The following is a 16679-nucleotide window of genomic DNA, read 5'->3' on the forward strand; positions in this document are numbered from 1 at the left end:
TTCCACAGTGCCGGGTTAAGGCGGGGTCTGCATTCAGTGCCGGCTATGGTATACTGGGGCATCTGCTTTTCTGACATCAGGTCAGCCACCGTTTCTCTGTTCTCTTTGACGCTGTTGAATTTATTATGCCTTTAAACAGATCATGCCGGTTTTGCTATTCATTTTTACTGTTATGTTCTGCCGCCGCGGGGATACCTCAGGCCGGGGCAGACAGTAACCTTACCGGTTCACCAACTACGGCTGGCAGCAGGGAGCCTGAAGGAGAAGAGAACCGTTCGTTACCGGACCTTGGTAGTAGCGCCAGCCAGAGTGATTTCTCGAAGCAACTGGCGGAAATTGCCCAATCAATCGCACAGGAAAATTCCAGCAATACGGATACCAGCCTCGGACACAGTGCAGGTCTGTGGGCTTTTGACCACTTGCGTGACCAGTTATCGGAAAAACTCAATCAGGCGGGGCAGAGTTTGCTGTCGCCTTACGGGCGAACCAATATTAATCTGGATGTGGACCTGAACGGTAACTTTGATGGTACTTCTGCCAGGCTGCTGAGTCCGCTGGAGGATAATGATCGTTATCTGGTATACAGCCAGCTGGGGATAAGTCAGAGTTCGCCCGGGACTACCGGCAGTGTCGGAGTGGGGCAGCGCTGGGGGGCCGGACACTGGCTATTTGGCTATAACTCTTTTCTTGATCATCTGTTCAATCAGCGTCTTGACAGAGCATCGTTTGGTACCGAGGCCCGCGGCGATTTTCTGAGTTTCTCGGCCAATTATTATCTGCCGGTTTCCGGCTGGCGTGAGACTGACAGTACACGTATGGCCCGTATGGCCCACGGCTATGATATTACCAGCCAGGGCTATCTGCCGTTTTACCGCCAGCTTGGTGTCTCCGTCAGCTGGCAGCAATATCTCGGGGATAATATTGATGCTTTTAACAGCGGGAATTATTACCATAATCCGGCAGCACTGTCTCTGGGATTCACTTATACGCCGGTCCCGCTGGTCACTTTCTCTGCCAGTCATAAGACCGGAACCGGAGGCGAAAGTCAGGATTTATTCGGGTTAAAATTTAATTACCGTTTCGGTGAGTCACTGGCAAAACAGCTGTCTCCCGATGAAGTCGCGGCGGTGCACTCTCTGCGGGGCAGCCGCTATGATGCCGTTACCCGCAATAACAGTCCGGTATTATCCTACCGCGACATCCCGGCACTGAGTGTATTTCTTGCCACGCCGCCGTGGCAGCTGACCGGCGGAGAAACCCTGATGCTGAAATTACAGGTCAGCCCGGCGGGTAATATCCGCAGTATTCACTGGCAGGGCGATACCCGTGCACTTAGTCTGACTTCGCCGGCCAGTAATACCGACTTGCAGGGATGGAGTGTGATTATTCCGCGCTGGGATAATGATCCGCAGGCAACCAACGAATATCATCTGGCGGTAACTATTGAAAATGCCCGCCATCAGACCACGTCAAACTGGATCACCCTGAAAGTGGAGCAGCCACTTTCTCTGCCAGAGGCTCCCGTCCAGCCACAATATGATCTGATGGCCCCCTGAGTTTTCCCCGCCACGGTGCACCCTGTTGCCGGATTTTCTTTTACGCCCCATAAAGGGGCATTCTATGATCATAAGGGCGGATAATTGCACCTGTATGGGGCGTTTTTATGACGGATAAAGGCGGCTGCCTGTTCATGATCACAAAACTGAAACTTTTCTTTAGTTTTGCATAAATCTTCTGTTTTAGTTCAGAGAGATACTGAACTGTCTGGTGATTATTCACTATTTATTCATTTATTGTGAATGCGGCTAGCTCATAAGTCATTGATTTATTTTGTCATGTGTAATTTTATGCACTTTTTCCTTTTTACTGGCACGTTAACTGCAATTTACAGTCTCTGCCAGTCAGGCTGTGCATCGATAGTTTAAAAAATAATATTCACATCACATCACAACACAACAAAATAGATCAGAGGTTGTTATGCCACAGGCCATCACCCGTCAGAATTTTGACCAATGGATGCTTCCGGTTTATGCGCCGGCAGACTTTATTCCAGTCAGGGCTAAAGGTTCGCGTTTATGGGACCAGCAGGATAAAGAATATATCGATTTTGCCGGAGGAATTGCGGTCAATGCCCTCGGCCATTGTCATCCGCAATTGCAACAGGTATTGATCGAACAGTCTGCCAGACTCTGGCACACAGGAAATGGGTATACCAATGAACCGATCCTCGGTGTGGCGAAACAACTGACAGAAGCAACCTTTGCAGACCGGGTTTTTTTCTGTAATTCCGGTGCTGAAGCCAATGAAGCTGCACTGAAACTGGCCCGTAAATATGCGCATGATCAGGCTAACCCGCAAAAACGCGGTATTGTTGCCTTTAAAAATGCATTTCATGGCAGAACATTATTTACGGTAACTGCAGGGGGACAGCCGGCCTATTCGGCAGATTTTGCCCCCTTACCGCCTGATATCAGTCATGCCCGGTTCAACGATATTGAATCTGCCCGTGCTGCCATTAACTCCCATACCTGTGCAGTGATAGTAGAACCTGTACAGGGAGAAGGCGGAGTTATTCCTGCCAGTGCCGGTTTTTTGCAGGCACTGCGTGAATTATGCGATCAGCATGGAGCTTTGCTGATTTTCGATGAAGTACAAACCGGTGTTGGCCGGACCGGCGCATTATACGCTTACATGAAGTACGGGGTGGAACCGGATGTAATGACTACCGCTAAAGCGCTGGGCGGTGGTTTTCCGATAGGTGCGATGCTGGCAAAAGAGCATTGTGCCAGAGTGATGACTGTCGGCACCCACGGCACAACTTACGGGGGGAACCCTCTGGCCGGGGCGATTGCCGGGAAAGTATTGTCACTGATTAATACTCCCGAAACCCTGGCAGGAGTGAGCGAGCGTGAACAATACTTCCGTCGCGGACTGGCCGATATTATGCAGCGGTTACCGGTCTTCAGCGAAGTCCGTGGTGAAGGACTGTTGATTGGTTGTCAGTTAACTGAACGTTTACAGGGAAAAGCGAAGGCGATAAGCCTGGCAGCGGCACGGCAGGGAGTGATGGTATTAATTGCCGGGGCCAGTGTTATACGTTTTGCACCGGCATTAAATATTCCGTTTGCTGATATTGATGAAGGGCTGAACCGTCTGGCACAGGCGCTGCACGCCGTTGTACAGGAGGCCGGATAATGTCGGTAATCCGTCCTGTATGCCATAACGATTTAGCCGGACTGATGGCCCTGGCGGCTAAAACTGGCGGGGGGTTAACTTCCCTTCCTGAAGATGAACAGACCCTTTCCGAACGTATTGATCGTTCGATAAAAACCTGGCGCGGAGAATGTCCGAAATCACAGCAGGGTTATGTGTTTGTGCTTGAATTACCCGACAGCGGGCAGATTGCCGGAATCTGTGCCATTGAAGTCGCGGTCGGGCTGGAAGAGCCCTGGTATAACTTTCGCGTGGGTTCTCAGGTACATGCTTCACGGCAACTGGATGTCTATAACCATCTGGCGACATTATCACTAAGCAATGACCATACGGGTGTCAGTGAGCTTTGTACTCTGTTCCTTGATCCTGACTGTCGCGGTAATAAAAATGGTCAGCTATTGTCTAAATCACGGCTGCTGTTTCTGGCCAGTTTTCGCCAGCATTTTTCGAGCCATGTGGTTGCAGAAATGCGTGGTGTCAGCGACCGGCAACAGGAGTCACCGTTCTGGAACAGTGTCGGAAAACACTTTTTTTCGATGGACTTTGGCAGAGCTGATTTTCTCAGCGGTACCGGACATAAGGCGTTTATCGCTGAACTGATGCCTAAGCATCCTTTGTATGTCCATTATCTGACCGGGGAGGCTCAGGACGTTATCGGCCAGGTACACCCTGATACGGCGCCGGCCAGAGCTTTACTTGAGTCTGAGGGCTTCCGTTACCGAAATTATATCGATATTTTCGATGGCGGGCCGACTCTGGAGTGTGAACTGGCGCAGATCCGCGCTGTCCGTCACAGCCGTCTGGTCAGTGCTGAAATCGGGTCGCCGCCGGAGAATGCTCCGTTATGCCTGGTGGCCAGTCAGAATTATCATGATTTCAGAACCCTGCTGACACCTGCCGATCCGCGCACCGGTCATGTGTATTTAACCGCCGACCGTGCCGCACACCTGCAGGCAGATGCCGGTGATATGTTACGTATTGTTACACTCAGCCCAAAGGACAGTTCAGATGACGTTATTAATTAATGGCCAGTGGCTGCAGGGCAAAGGACCTGAGCTGATCAAAAATGATCCGGTGAGCGGTCAGCGGATTTGGCAGAATAATACGGCGCAACAGGACGATGTTGCAGCCGCCTGTCAGGCAGCCGCATCTGCATTCCCGGCCTGGTCACGGCGCAGTTTTACTGACCGGCTGGCACTGGTCACCGCATTTGGCCAACTGTTAGCCGAAAACAAACCGCAACTGGCGGAGCTGATTAGCCGTGAAACAGGCAAGCCACGCTGGGAAGCGCTGACCGAAGTCAGATCAATGATTAATAAAATTGCCATATCTGAACAGTCCTGGCATCAGCGCACCGGTGAGTCACAGCAGGCAGACAGCAGCCTTCGCCACCGTCCCCATGGGGTGATGGCGGTATTCGGTCCCTATAATTTCCCCGGGCATCTGCCTAACGGACATATAGTTCCGGCGTTGCTGGCGGGGAATTGCGTGGTGTTTAAACCCAGTGAACTGACGCCGGCAACCGCGCAACTGACCACGGAACTCTGGCATAAAGCAGGTTTACCGGCGGGGGTGATTAATCTGGTGCAGGGCGGGCGGGAAACGGGACAGGCCTTACTGACAGATCCTGCTGTCAATGGTGTACTGTTCACCGGCAGTGCTGCGACCGGCTACCATATCCATCGTCAGTTTGCCGGCCGGCCGGAGATTATGCTGGCCCTGGAAATGGGCGGAAATAATGCACTGATTGTCGATGAACCACAGGAAATTGATGCAGCCGTCAACCTCACTCTCCAGTCGGCTTTTATCAGCGCCGGCCAGCGTTGTACTTGTGCGCGGCGTTTGCTGGTGAAACGCGGTGACGCCGGTGATCGTTTCCTGACTCGCCTGGCCGAAGTGGCGGCCAGGATTGAACCCGCGCCATGGGATAGCACCCCGGCTCCCTTTATGGGCAGCGTAATTTCGCCACAGGCTGCAGGGCATATCTGGCAGCACTGGCAGCAGCTTACCGCCGCAGGAGCCGATGTATTGCTGGAAATGCGCTGGCCGGACCGGGCCTCAGGATTGATCAGCCCGGGGATTATTGATATCACCGCTTTGCCGGAGCAACCGGATGAGGAAGTCTTCGGGCCGTTACTGAATGTGATTCGTTATGATGACTTTGACCAGGCAATAGCTATCGCTAACCGTACCCGCTATGGCCTTTCCTGTGGACTGATTTCTGAACAACGCGAGAAATTTGAACAACTGCTGACCGATGCCCGCGCCGGGATTGTTAACTGGAATAAACCCCTGACCGGAGCCGCCAGTAACGCACCGTTTGGCGGCATAGGTGCTTCCGGTAACCACCGGCCCGGGGCCTGGTATGCGGCGGACTATTGTGCCTGGCCGATGGCCTCAATGGAGAGTGCGCAACTCCGTCTGCCGGAGCAATTATCGCCCGGCCTCGATTTTTCACATTAATAAGCAGGTGCTCCTATGGAAATTCAGAAGGCAGAAGCCAATTTTGACGGTCTGACAGGCCTGACTCACCACTATGCCGGGCTCTCTTTTGGTAACGAAGCCTCGGCGCGTAACCGGTTTCAGCCATCAAATCCGTTAAACGCGGTAAAACAGGGGCTGGCGAAAATGAAAGCACTGGCCGATCAGGGCTTTATTCAGGGAGTGATCCCGCCCTTATCGCGGCCTAATCTTGCACTGTTGCGTCAGCTGGGGTTTACGGGCAATGATCCGCAGGTATTACAGAAAGCCCTGCAACAGGCTCCTGAGCTATTATCGGCCGCCTGTTCGGCGTCGTCGATGTGGGTGGCCAATGCAGCCACCGTTTCCCCCTCGGCGGATACCGCAGATCAACGGGTACACTTTACGGTTGCCAACCTCAATAATAAACTGCACCGCATGACAGAAGCGCCGGCCACCACCCGCCTGTTACGGGCAATCTTCCCTGACGATACATATTTCAAAGTACATCACGCTTTACCCCAGACCGCCTGTTTCGGGGATGAGGGTGCAGCCAATCATAACCGGCTATGTAATAAAGATGGTTCCTCACCGCTGGAGTTATTTGTTTATGGCCGTGATGAAAAACATCCGGACAGGGGACCGGTTCGTTACCCGGCGCGCCAGACCCTGCAGGCCAGTGAAGCCGTTGCCCGACTGCATCAGCTTGATCCGCGTCACACATTGTATGCGCAACAAAATCCTGCGGTGATCGACCAGGGGGTTTTCCATAACGATGTGATTGCGGTAAGCCATCGTGAAGTTCTGTTCTGTCATGAACAGGCATTTGTCGGACAGGCCGGTTTACTGGCAAAAATTCGTGAGCGGCTGGCGGACTTTACTCCGATAATTGTGCCGGAACAGCGGGTTTCGGTCAGAGATGCAGTCAATACCTACTTGTTTAACAGCCAGTTGCTTAGCTTTAACGATGGCAGCATGTCGCTGGTGTTACCTGCGGAAGCGGAAGCTCATCCCGGGGTGTGGCAATATCTTCAGCAGGTTGTGGCAGAAGATAACCCGATAACGGATTTGCAGATTTTCGATTTACGTGAAAGTATGCGCAACGGTGGCGGGCCTGCCTGTTTACGATTACGTGTGGCATTAACGGCCCGGCAACGTCAGGCGGTTAACCCGGCGGTACTGATGAACGATCAGCTGTTTGCGCAACTTAATGGCTGGGCAGAGAAGTATTACCGTGACAGACTGACGATCGATGACCTTGCTGACCCGCAATTACTGACCGAAAATAATCAGGCACTGGATGATTTAACGAAACTGTTAAAGCTTGGCAGTGTCTATGAATTCCAGTGTTAAGTTGATCTGAATGGAAAGAGCCGAATGATAACTGATTATCTGCAGCACCTGCTCTCCGGGCAATCGGGCGGAGAGGCTGAAGGAGAAAATGCATTTCTGCGCTGGCGGGAAAGGGGCGAGGGAATTATTGAACTGACGCCGGCGGGTGATGCTGCGGACGATATGCTGGTGGTTTCAGCGGGGATTCACGGTAATGAAACGGCCCCTGCAGAGATCCTTAACCAGATCCTTGGTGGATTACTGGCAGGGGAACGGCCACTTGCCAGCCGGTTACTGGTTATTTTTGGTAACCCTGCTGCCCTGAGGGCGGGGACACGTTTTACCGCCTATGACCTGAACCGGTTGTTCTCCAGCGGCTGGAAGACCATTGCTCCCTGCTATGAGTCACGGCGTGCCAGCCAGTTAGAGCTGGTATTACAGCAGTTTTTTGCCAGCGGCACGGCAGGGGCACGCTGCTGGCATCTGGATTTACATACGGCGATCCGCGGTTCGCTTTACCAGAAATTCGGGGTGTTACCGGTTAATTCTGAGCCCTGGCAGGAGGATTTTATTGACTGGCTGAACTGTGCAGGGGCTGAAGCACTGGTGTTTCATCGCTCGCCGGGCGGAACCTTTAGCCATTTCAGCTGCAATTCACTGTCGGCTCAGAGTTGTACCCTGGAGCTCGGTAAAGCTTTACCCTTCGGTAAAAATCAGTTATCAGATTTTGAACAAACCCGTGACGCCCTGATGGCGTTAATTTGCGGGGACTGTCCGCTGCCTGCCCGGCCGGTAAAACCGGCCGTTCGCTTCCGTGTGGCACAGCAGATAACCCGGTTAAGTGATGAGTTTTGCTTGCATATGTCTGATTCAACACTTAATTTCACGCAATTTCCTGCCGGAACCTTACTGGCCGAAGATGGTGAACAGCAATATCTGGTCGGCAATGCCGGCGGCGAAAGGGTGCTGTTTCCGAACCCACGGGTGGCTGCCGGACTGCGGGCAGGTCTGATGCTGGTGGAAGAGAACTAACCTGCCTCTGACTGCAGGCCGGTATTTTCTCCGGCCTGTTGCCGTCCGATCAGCGGTTTCTTAGCAATCTCTGATGACTTCATCCATTTTTTCTCCATGATCGTTGTCTTTTTAGCTTTTTTGTTTTCAGTGATTTACCCAGTTACTGAATAATTGACGTTGTTAGCGCTAGACTTTATCTCAGCGGCGACCTGTTGGTCAGATATATAAAAACTGTTAAGGATAAAACTATGCGTAAACTCACTTCACTGATTCTGGCTTCATCTCTGGCTTTAGGAGCAGCCTCTGTTGTTCATGCGGAAGCTGAGAACCTGACACCACCACCGTCAGCACAGCATAAATGCCCGTGTCGCGGGGAAGGCGAAGGACCAATGATGTTTAAAGGCCTGAACCTGACAGATGCGCAGAAGCAACAGATACGCGATATTATGAAAGCCGGTCATCAGCAGATGAAACGTCCATCGGTTGAACAACGCCGGGCGGTTCATTCAATTATTGCTTCTGACAGTTTCGACCGCAGTAAAGCGGAAGCTGAGGCAGCTCAGATGACGGCAAGTGCGAAAGACAACGCATTGCAGCGCCTGGAAACTGACAATAAGCTGTATAATGTCCTGACGGCTGATCAGAAAAAACAATACAATGCGAATGTTGAAAAGCGCCTGACGGAAAAGCCGGAAATGGGCGGGCGTCATCAGCCCCGCAACCCGGGCTAATATGCTGACCTGAATGTATTTTGTGAGACCGCCGTTGTGACTGATGACAGGTATTATCGTCAGCCACAACGGCGGTTTTTCGTGCTATGCCACAGCCGGAGGCTAGGGCATATTACAGGGAATAACTATTTTTTCCAGAAATCATCAAAGACCGTAATCGGTGGCTGACGTTTATGTTCAGTTTTCAGATACCAGCCTTCGATAATTTTTGCTGCATTCGGATCGATACTCTGACCTTCCAGATAATCGTCAATCTGCTGATAAGTGACACCCAGAGCCACTTCATCCTGTAACCCGGGACGACCGTCTTCAAGGTCAGCCGTGGGGTGTTTCAGGTATAAATGTTCCGGACAACCCAGCTGTTTCAGCAGCTGCTTACCCTGGCGTTTATTCAGGCGAAACAGTGGATTAAGATCGGTGCCACCATCGCCATATTTGGTAAAGAAACCGGTGACGGCCTCTGCGGCATGGTCTGTGCCGACCACCACCCCGGCAGTCATACCGGCGATACTGTACTGTGCTTTCATACGCTCGCGGGCTTTTTCATTCCCCCGGACAAAGTCTGACAGGGTGATCCCTGCGTCTTTTAAGGCATTTTCACTGGCGAGGACGGCTGGTTTTATATTAACGGTCAGGGTCCGGTCGGGCTGGATAAATGCCAGGGCATCCTGACAATCCTGTTCATCGGCCTGGTTGCCGTAGGGCAGGCGTACTGCGATAAAGGTGTAATCGTTATTACCGCTTTCTTCACGCAGTTCTGCAATTGCGGTCTGGCAAAGTTTTCCGGTCAGTGTGGAGTCTTGCCCGCCACTGATCCCCAGCACCAGGCTTTTCAGCTGCGGATAAGTTTTCAGGTAGGATTTCAGAAACTCTGTGCTGGTACGGATTTCCTGCTGCACATCAATCACCGGCCTGACACCCAGTGCGCGGATAATTTCCTGTTGTAATGCCATACAAGTTTTCCTCAGCTCTATGGCGGCCTGTCAGGCCGCAGTGTCATACGTATTATCAGATAATCCGGCGCTGCACGATAACTCCTGGCAGCGGCGGGCCCATTATTTTCTCTGCAGGGTCAGCGGTTTTTTTGCGACAAAAGTAAACATCAGAATTGCCAGCATAAAACAACCGAAGATGGTTGCGGTCATACTAAACACCGATGTTCCGCCGAGGCCGGTGACCGGCACGCTCAGTGAACCCAGGGTAAACATTGTGACGCCAATGACTGCCGAGGCGCTGCCGGCACGTTTTCCCTGACTCTGCATTGCCAGTGAAGACGCGGTGGTGGAGATAACCGCATTGCTGGAAATACTGAAGAACAGGGCAGTCAGCACGACGGCTAATGGTGCATGACTGATTCCGGCAATTAACAGGCCGGAAGAAGCGACAAATGCCAGTATGAGTCCGCCTTTAAGGACATTATATTCGCCGAAATAAGGACTCAGCCGTGCACTGGTCTGAGAAGCAATAATCAGCCCCAGACCATTCAGGGCAAAGCACAGGCTGAAAGTCTGGGGCGACATACCGTAAATTTGCTGAAGCACAAACGGCGAAGCGCCGATATAGGCAAACATACCGGCCATCATAAAGCCCTGTGTCAGACAGAATCCCATAAACGGGCGATGGGTCACCACTTTTCCCAGTGCAGCCCAGGCAGAGAGTATTGACCCTTTGCTGCGGTGTTCATGGGCCAGGGATTCATTAATACCCAGCCGCGAGAGAATAAATAACAGTATGGATATTCCTGCCAGCACCAGGAATATCCCACGCCAGTTCATGATCCCCATCAGCGCGCCTCCGATAACCGGCGCTGCAATCGGGGCTACGCCATTGACCAGCATCAGTAAGGCAAAGAAGCGTGTCAGTTCGTGACCACTGTACATATCACGGGCTATTGCCCGTGACAACACGGCGCCTCCGGCTCCGCCAAGCCCCTGGAAGAATCTGGCAACCAGTAACTGGTCGATGTTCTGTGCCAGTGAACAGACAACAGAGGCAATAAACAATACCAGTAATGATAAGGCCAGCGGGCCTTTACGTCCGTATTTGTCGCTCATCGGACCGAACAGTAACTGGCCGATACCCAGTCCCAGTAAACCTGCGGTCAGACTGAGCTGTGCGACTGCTGTCGTCACATTCAGGGAACCGGACAATTGCGGGAGTGCCGGAAGATAGAGGTCGATACATAAAGGGCCAAGACCGGCCATCAGGCCGAGTGTTATGGCGAAAGCAATGCGATGGGGGGGAGCTTTGGACATTTTTCCTCTGAGTATAAAATAACCAGCGATAATTACGTGAGTTATAAGTATGAAATATAATATGTTTATATAACCGGGGCATCAGATGCAAAATGCCCTGGCAGGATACAGGGTGAGAATATCGGTTTATAAATCATCCGTCCATGCTGACCATTTGTTTTATCACTATCAGAGATGACGCTCCGCAGCTGTCTGCCGGTGAAAGCCTCTGATATATGTTGTTGTGCATAACCATTACAGTGAGGTAAATAATGCGTAAAATCACCGGGTTTATGGCTGCCGGACTGGCGCTGGCGGTACTTTCTGGTTGCAGTAGCTATCATCAGGCTGAAAGCTATGTCACCAAACCTGTGGTTAAAGATGTGAAAAAAGGGATGACCCGCGAGCAGGTTCGTCAGATTGGCGGTCGTCCGGTTTCGGAAATTACCATGATCCATGCACGAGGTACCTGCGAAACCTACATCATTGGCGAAGACAATGGAAAACCACTTACCTATTTCGTCAGTTTCAATGATACCGGGCATGTGATGAACTATGGTTTCCAGAGTTGTGCAGAGTATGATACTGATCCGCAGGCCCCGCAGCGCTAGATAGCGGAGTCTGTGTATAGCGACTATCTTCAGGCCAGCCTTGCTGGCCTTTCAGACGTCGGCCCGGCAGGACGGAGAGCGTGGGTATACAGGCCGCCCGGCAGAAGCCAGCGCACTGTCGGATAAAAACTCAGATCTCTGCCGCCGTTTTTACTCCGATGGCACGATTTAGTCTGTTCTGAACCGTCTGCTGATAGCCGGGTCATGATAACTGCAGTCTGCCGGAGACCCGCCAGTATAATGACCGGAAGAACATTACTGACGAGGGCTGATCAGCTGTTTTTGCCAGCTAACGGCGGTGGAATATAGCTGGCGTCCGGTGGCGGTAAAAAACTGCTTAGTCAGTTGCCCCGGCAAACAAACGGCACACATCACCAGCGTGACACAAAATAATCGTTCCAGCTGGTTACTTTTTTGTGGCTGTAAAATAGGAAAACGGAATCGCCAGCGGCAGGGCCACAACAACGGTACTCCGGCAGGCGTCAGCATATCTGCAACAATATGGCTCAGGTAGCCCAGAACCATACCTTGCATCACATCTGCGGGCAGCCACATCGCCGCCGGGAGTTTGACCCACAATAACCATAGGCCGGCCCCGATAGCGATTAAACTGTGAGTAAAACCACGATGGCCGAACATTCGGGCAATAGGCTTTGATATCCAGCGGAACCGTTGTCCGAGTACTGAGCTCGGATGGTCAATGTCGGGCAACAGACATGTGAGTATGGTCGCCGAAATTAAATGCCACCAGTCGGCATTTGCTATCACCGGCGTCAGTTCACTGCGCTTGGCAATGATGGCACTGGCTAATGCAAAAAGAATGTGGCCTTCGGCCGTCATGAGATACCCTGCAACTACCTTAAACTGTCAATGCATACAGTATAGGTATTTATACAGTTAATGTATATGTGACGGTGTAACAATTAATAACGATATACTGAAAAAACAACATCAGACAGAGCCTGTCGGGAGAGTACCTCTCCCGGCAGAGTATTTTTTAGTCGCTGATACCCAATAACGCCGGATTGAGTTCCCGCAGAGAGTTCAGGCGGGCGTTAGCCAGACTCCAGACCGGCTGTGCGGCCTCGCTGGCAGCAGGCACTACCAGAACCCGCATTCTGGCAGCTTTGGCGGCTACCATTCCGTTAAGTGAATCTTCGAGAGCAACACAGTGCAGGGGATCCACATTGAGTTCACTGGCCGCATTCAGGTAAACCTGAGGGTGAGGTTTACTGTAGGGTAATTTTTCTGCTGAAACGACCACCTGAAAAAAATCACGCAGTGAGAACAGTTCCAGCACCATTTCTATCAGGTTAAGGGGAGATGCGGACGCCAGGCCAATTTTCAGCCGATTATCACGGCACAGCGTTAATGCTTCGCGAACCCCCGGCATCAGAGGTTGTTGTTCCTGTATCAGCTGAACCACCCGGGCGAAGATTTGTGCGGTGATTTGTCCGGCAGAAAGGTGCCGGACATGGCAGGCCTCAAACCACATGGCGACGACCTGATCAATACGCAGGCCAGTGGTTTCCGGAAAACTATTCCGCAGACTGATATCCAGTCCGGCGGCAGAAAATACCTCCAGTTCAGCCTGATGCCAGAACGGCTCAGAATTTATCAGCAGTCCGTCCATATCAAAAATTGCTGCTTTCACCGGGCGATGATAAGCCATAAACCCTCCATTAATGGTTACATCAGGGCTCAGAGCCCACACAACATAAATGAAAGTTGTACGGTCTGAGAAAAAACATTCCGCGACAGCTATTGTAACAGCATAAAACAGGAAAAATAGTCAGGTCGCAGGTAGACTTGTAACACGAAACCCGCTTCAGGAGAGAGCATGAATTACCAACAGATTGGCCGGATTGCGATAGCCAAAAAAATTGCCGGCTGGGTACTGTTTATTCCGGCTACCCTATCGACAGTCATATCGTTCCTTAATTTTCTGTTTATTCATAGTGACAAACAGCCCGGGATTGATTCTGTATTATCTGACTTTCTGCATGTGATGATTGACATGACGAAGTTTAATACCCATTTTCTGGATCTGTTCTGGAATAACTCACCGGTACCTGAGTTCCGCACTCAGAATAATGTTTTATTCTGGATTATCTACGGGGTGATTTTTATCGGGCTGGCTTTACAGGATTCAGGCGCCAGGATGTGGCGTCAGTCGCGGTTCCTCAAAGAAAATATTGAAGATCAGCTAATTATTGAACAAGCCAAAGGAGATGGCGGGCTGACTCGTCAGCAACTGACTGACAGACTTCAGGCCGGTAATCATACGGTTTTCCGGCAGTATTTCTCGCTGTATATTTTGCCGGTGATCATCATTGTGATTGGTTACGTCTTGCTGAGATTAACCGGCTTGCTATACGTCTGAGTATTATCCGTATTTGCGCACCAGTTGATTAATTGTCTGCTGCGCCTCTGCCTGCCAGTGTCCGCCAAACGCACAGGCTCTGTTTAACAGATAGTAGAGCCTGTATGCCGGTTGCCGTTCGCGGTAACCGGCGGGTAGCGGGCTGACGGCCTGATAGCTGTCGAGCAGGGCGCTGCTCAGGAGATTATCTGGCTGCCACAAGGCCAGGTCGCACTCCCTGTCTCCCCAGTAACAAGCAGGATTAAACAGCCAGGGGCTGTCATGGCTTTCGGCACAATGGCCTGGCCAGAGATCGCCATGCAACAGTGAAGGTGACGGATGGTGGTGTTCAAGGCAGCGGTTTATACACTGAATTATTTGCTCTGTGTTGCCGAAAGACAGCTGTTTCTCGGCTGCTATCTGCAACTGCCAGCCAATTCGCTGCTCAGAGAAAAACAGTGACCAGCGATGTTGCCAGTTATTAGGCTGAGGTGACAGTGTCACAGAGTTATCAAAATCGAGACCAAATTTTGGTTGCTCATTCCACTGATGTAGCTGTGCAAGCTGCCGGCCAAGCACAGATGCTGTGTCTGCGGACAAGGGGGCCGGAGGAAGGTATTCAAGAATAAGGAAACTGTGATGGCGGGAAGTGCCGGTACCGTAAACCCGCGGAACCTTAACACAACCTGTTCTGGCCAGAAGTGCCAGCTGGTCGGCCTCTTCGATAAACCTCGGTAACATTGCACGGTGGTTAGACTTAATAAAAAAATGTTTATCACCGCAAATCAGTTGCCATGACTGGTTTACTTCGCCACCATGGCATTGATGATAATAAGAAATTCCTTCTAAATCAGGCTGCTGCTCTTCTAATAGCCGGGTAATTGCTGACCACATGGTGTTGTCCTCATTTGCCGCTGCATGGTTAAATTGTAACCTGTAGTTCCGGTGGAATACCAGCCGCAAAAAGCGCCTGTGCTAAAAAAAACAACCAAATAATCACTTTTTTCGGCTGATTGCTGTTACGGCGCAATGAAAAAGAAGTGCTGATTACGGGAGCGCTAATTCTCCGGAAGACACAAAATTAACGCAGTATTTACCCGTGAAATATTTTGAAACATTCTGGCCGCTATTTTATGTAATTTCTCTTTCTATTTTTTTTTTCGGGCATATGATACGCAGCGCTATTCAGATTGATCTGAATAACGCTGCGGTCTGGTGCTTTTTTTTGACATTCAATGTCAACTAATGTTTTTTTACAAACTGAGGGTAAATGGCATTAACTGCTGTTTAAAGTACACATTCTTAGTATTTAACAACGTCGTCGGTACAGGTCTTATTTAATGAAAGCGTTTAATAAAATTGCAGCAGCGTTACTGCTTACTGCCGGATCCATTGCTCAGCAGGCTTATGCGGATAACTCAGTATTTACCTCCATGGATGATCCATCTACCGCTAAATCACCTTTTGTCGGTACCGCTTCGGCAGGGTATCTGGCCCAGTCAGGAAACAGCTCCAGCTCATCACTGACTGCACAGACGAATATGACATGGTACCAGTCAGCGATGGCATACAGTTTATGGGGAAATGCATCGAATACTTCCTCAAATGACCAGCGCTCTTCAGAGACTTATACTATTGGCGGACGCAGCCGTTACAACCTGGATAGCAACAACTATCTGTTTGGTCAGGCAAGCTGGCTCAGTGACCGGTTTAATGGTTACCGCAGCCGCGATACGCTGGCGACCGGTTACGGACGGCAGATCCTGAATGGTCCGGTGCACTCTCTGCGTGCTGAATTCGGTCCGGGCGTACGTTACGATGAATATGAAGCTGGTGGGCATACCACCAAAGCCCTGGCTTATGGGGCTCTGAGTTACCAGTGGCAGCTGACAGATACAACGAAGTTTATTCAGGGTGTCTCTGCATTAAGTACGCTGGGCGATGATACTACCGTGAACTCAGAAACAGGCCTGCAGGTTGCTATCAACGAGAACTTTGCCCTGAAACTGGCTTATAACGTTACCTGGAATAATTCTCCGCCAGCATCAGCCCCGGATCACACGGATACTAAAACCAGTATCATGCTGACTTATAACATGTAATACCGCAGCCTGAGCTCGCTCAGTGCTAGCGGATGATTCAGGTTACCTGAATGACTGGCAGCGCCGGTATAAGTCACGGTTTGTTTCTCTGCCTGTTCTCTGTGTGGGACTGACAAGCGATAGCTATGGCTAACGGGAATATTGTTACCGACGGCAAGCGCACTAAGCCGAATAATGACAGGTCCGGGAAAGTCCCGGCCCTGTTGTTTCAGCGCGGAAAGCACTGAATATGGTGTGGTTGCGGGGGGCAGGTCATTAACCGTTTTGTTGTTTCTGCCCGGCGGCTTTTTCCGCTGCTGCTTTTTTCGCCATATGGTGGCCGATAAAACAACCGGCAACGGCACCGGCAAATGCATGGTGATGTGCGGCGTGTCCGGCAACGCCACCGATCACAGCGCCTTTAATGCAACCGGCAGCCATTGCGGCCTGGGATACAACTAATGTACTGGCCAGTGCCAGTGTGACAATATATCTTTTCATTTAATGACTCTCCTGCAATAACTCAGCGCAGACTATCATCAGGCTATTTTACCTCAATCGGTTATTTATTAATTTCATAGAGTAATTGTTTCAGAACGGTAAGTTTGTAACGGCCGGATATGTCTGTTGCATAACTGTAA

The 16679-nt window shown here is 51.0% G+C and carries 16 protein-coding genes; 10 read left to right on the top strand and 6 right to left on the bottom strand.

The features are described 5' to 3' along the window. Positions 1-125 precede the first annotated feature (125 nt). The 7 genes from JK198_RS03760 to spy all read left to right on the top strand — a co-directional run bounded on the left by JK198_RS03760 (position 126) and on the right by spy (position 8750). Positions 126-1556 (top strand): YchO/YchP family invasin, encoded by a 1431-nt coding sequence (locus JK198_RS03760; RefSeq protein ID WP_212710046.1) that lies wholly within the window; start codon positions 126-128, stop codon positions 1554-1556. A gap of 421 nt (positions 1557-1977) precedes the next feature. Beyond that, positions 1978-3195 carry a bifunctional succinylornithine transaminase/acetylornithine transaminase gene (locus JK198_RS03765; protein ID WP_212710047.1) on the top strand — a complete coding sequence of 406 codons (1218 nt, stop codon included), beginning with the start codon at positions 1978-1980 and terminating at the stop codon, positions 3193-3195. Next, positions 3195-4238: an arginine N-succinyltransferase gene (gene astA / locus JK198_RS03770; RefSeq protein WP_212710051.1), complete on the top strand. Its 1044-nt coding sequence runs from the start codon at positions 3195-3197 to the stop codon at positions 4236-4238. Before JK198_RS03765 ends, astA begins: the two co-directional genes overlap by 1 nt. Next, positions 4222-5676, top strand: a complete 1455-nt coding sequence (astD, locus tag JK198_RS03775) for a succinylglutamate-semialdehyde dehydrogenase (protein ID WP_212710052.1) — start codon at positions 4222-4224, stop codon at positions 5674-5676. Before astA ends, astD begins: the two co-directional genes overlap by 17 nt. Positions 5677-5697: 21 nt before the next feature. After that, complete coding sequence (gene astB / locus JK198_RS03780) at positions 5698-7026, top strand: N-succinylarginine dihydrolase (protein ID WP_212710158.1); 1329 nt, start codon at positions 5698-5700, stop codon at positions 7024-7026. 27 nt (positions 7027-7053) lie between these two features. Beyond that, positions 7054-8037, top strand: coding sequence for a succinylglutamate desuccinylase (astE, locus tag JK198_RS03785; protein ID WP_212710160.1), 984 nt, complete (start codon positions 7054-7056; stop codon positions 8035-8037). A gap of 230 nt (positions 8038-8267) precedes the next feature. After that, positions 8268-8750 carry an ATP-independent periplasmic protein-refolding chaperone Spy gene (gene spy, locus JK198_RS03790; RefSeq protein ID WP_212706820.1) on the top strand — a complete coding sequence of 161 codons (483 nt, stop codon included), beginning with the start codon at positions 8268-8270 and terminating at the stop codon, positions 8748-8750. A gap of 125 nt (positions 8751-8875) precedes the next feature. On the opposite strand, the gene nadE is transcribed toward spy, so the two are convergent. Together nadE and JK198_RS03800 are read right to left on the bottom strand one after the other, a co-directional pair. Then, entirely contained in the window at positions 8876-9703 is an 828-nt protein-coding gene (gene nadE / locus JK198_RS03795; protein ID WP_212706821.1) for an ammonia-dependent NAD(+) synthetase, read from the bottom strand. Positions 9704-9805: 102 nt separating this feature from the next. Further along, the gene (locus JK198_RS03800; protein WP_212710057.1) at positions 9806-11005 is read right to left on the bottom strand and encodes a multidrug effflux MFS transporter; all 1200 of its coding nucleotides are present in this window, start codon (positions 11003-11005) and stop codon (positions 9806-9808) included. A gap of 251 nt (positions 11006-11256) precedes the next feature. On the opposite strand from JK198_RS03800, the gene osmE reads away from it, so the two are divergent. Continuing rightward, positions 11257-11595, top strand: a complete 339-nt coding sequence (gene osmE, locus JK198_RS03805; protein ID WP_212706823.1) for an osmotically-inducible lipoprotein OsmE — start codon at positions 11257-11259, stop codon at positions 11593-11595. A 255-nt stretch (positions 11596-11850) separates the two neighbouring features. Here osmE and JK198_RS03810 read toward each other — a convergent pair whose 3' ends face one another. Continuing rightward, complete coding sequence (locus JK198_RS03810; protein ID WP_212706824.1) at positions 11851-12435, bottom strand: metal-dependent hydrolase; 585 nt, start codon at positions 12433-12435, stop codon at positions 11851-11853. A 157-nt stretch (positions 12436-12592) separates the two neighbouring features. Continuing rightward, complete coding sequence (gene hxpB / locus JK198_RS03815; protein WP_212710060.1) at positions 12593-13267, bottom strand: hexitol phosphatase HxpB; 675 nt, start codon at positions 13265-13267, stop codon at positions 12593-12595. Between the two features lie 168 nt (positions 13268-13435). Here hxpB and JK198_RS03820 point away from each other — a divergent pair, with 168 nt between their 5' ends. Beyond that, positions 13436-13978: a YniB family protein gene (locus JK198_RS03820; RefSeq protein WP_212706826.1), complete on the top strand. Its 543-nt coding sequence runs from the start codon at positions 13436-13438 to the stop codon at positions 13976-13978. A 3-nt stretch (positions 13979-13981) separates the two neighbouring features. Here JK198_RS03820 and JK198_RS03825 read toward each other — a convergent pair whose 3' ends face one another. Beyond that, complete coding sequence (locus tag JK198_RS03825; protein WP_212710062.1) at positions 13982-14851, bottom strand: fructosamine kinase family protein; 870 nt, start codon at positions 14849-14851, stop codon at positions 13982-13984. Positions 14852-15297: 446 nt separating this feature from the next. Between JK198_RS03825 and JK198_RS03830 the strand changes: the two genes are divergently transcribed. After that, positions 15298-16059 carry a DUF481 domain-containing protein gene (locus JK198_RS03830; protein WP_212706828.1) on the top strand — a complete coding sequence of 254 codons (762 nt, stop codon included), beginning with the start codon at positions 15298-15300 and terminating at the stop codon, positions 16057-16059. 255 nt (positions 16060-16314) lie between these two features. Here the strand turns inward: JK198_RS03830 and JK198_RS03835 are convergent, their stop codons facing one another. Next, the gene (locus JK198_RS03835) at positions 16315-16539 is read right to left on the bottom strand and encodes a hypothetical protein (RefSeq protein ID WP_212706829.1); all 225 of its coding nucleotides are present in this window, start codon (positions 16537-16539) and stop codon (positions 16315-16317) included. Between the last annotated feature and the right edge of the window lie 140 nt (positions 16540-16679).

It is taken from the genome of Tatumella sp. JGM91 (assembly GCF_018257575.1).
GTDB classification, from domain to species: Bacteria; Pseudomonadota; Gammaproteobacteria; order Enterobacterales; family Enterobacteriaceae; genus Tatumella; species Tatumella punctata.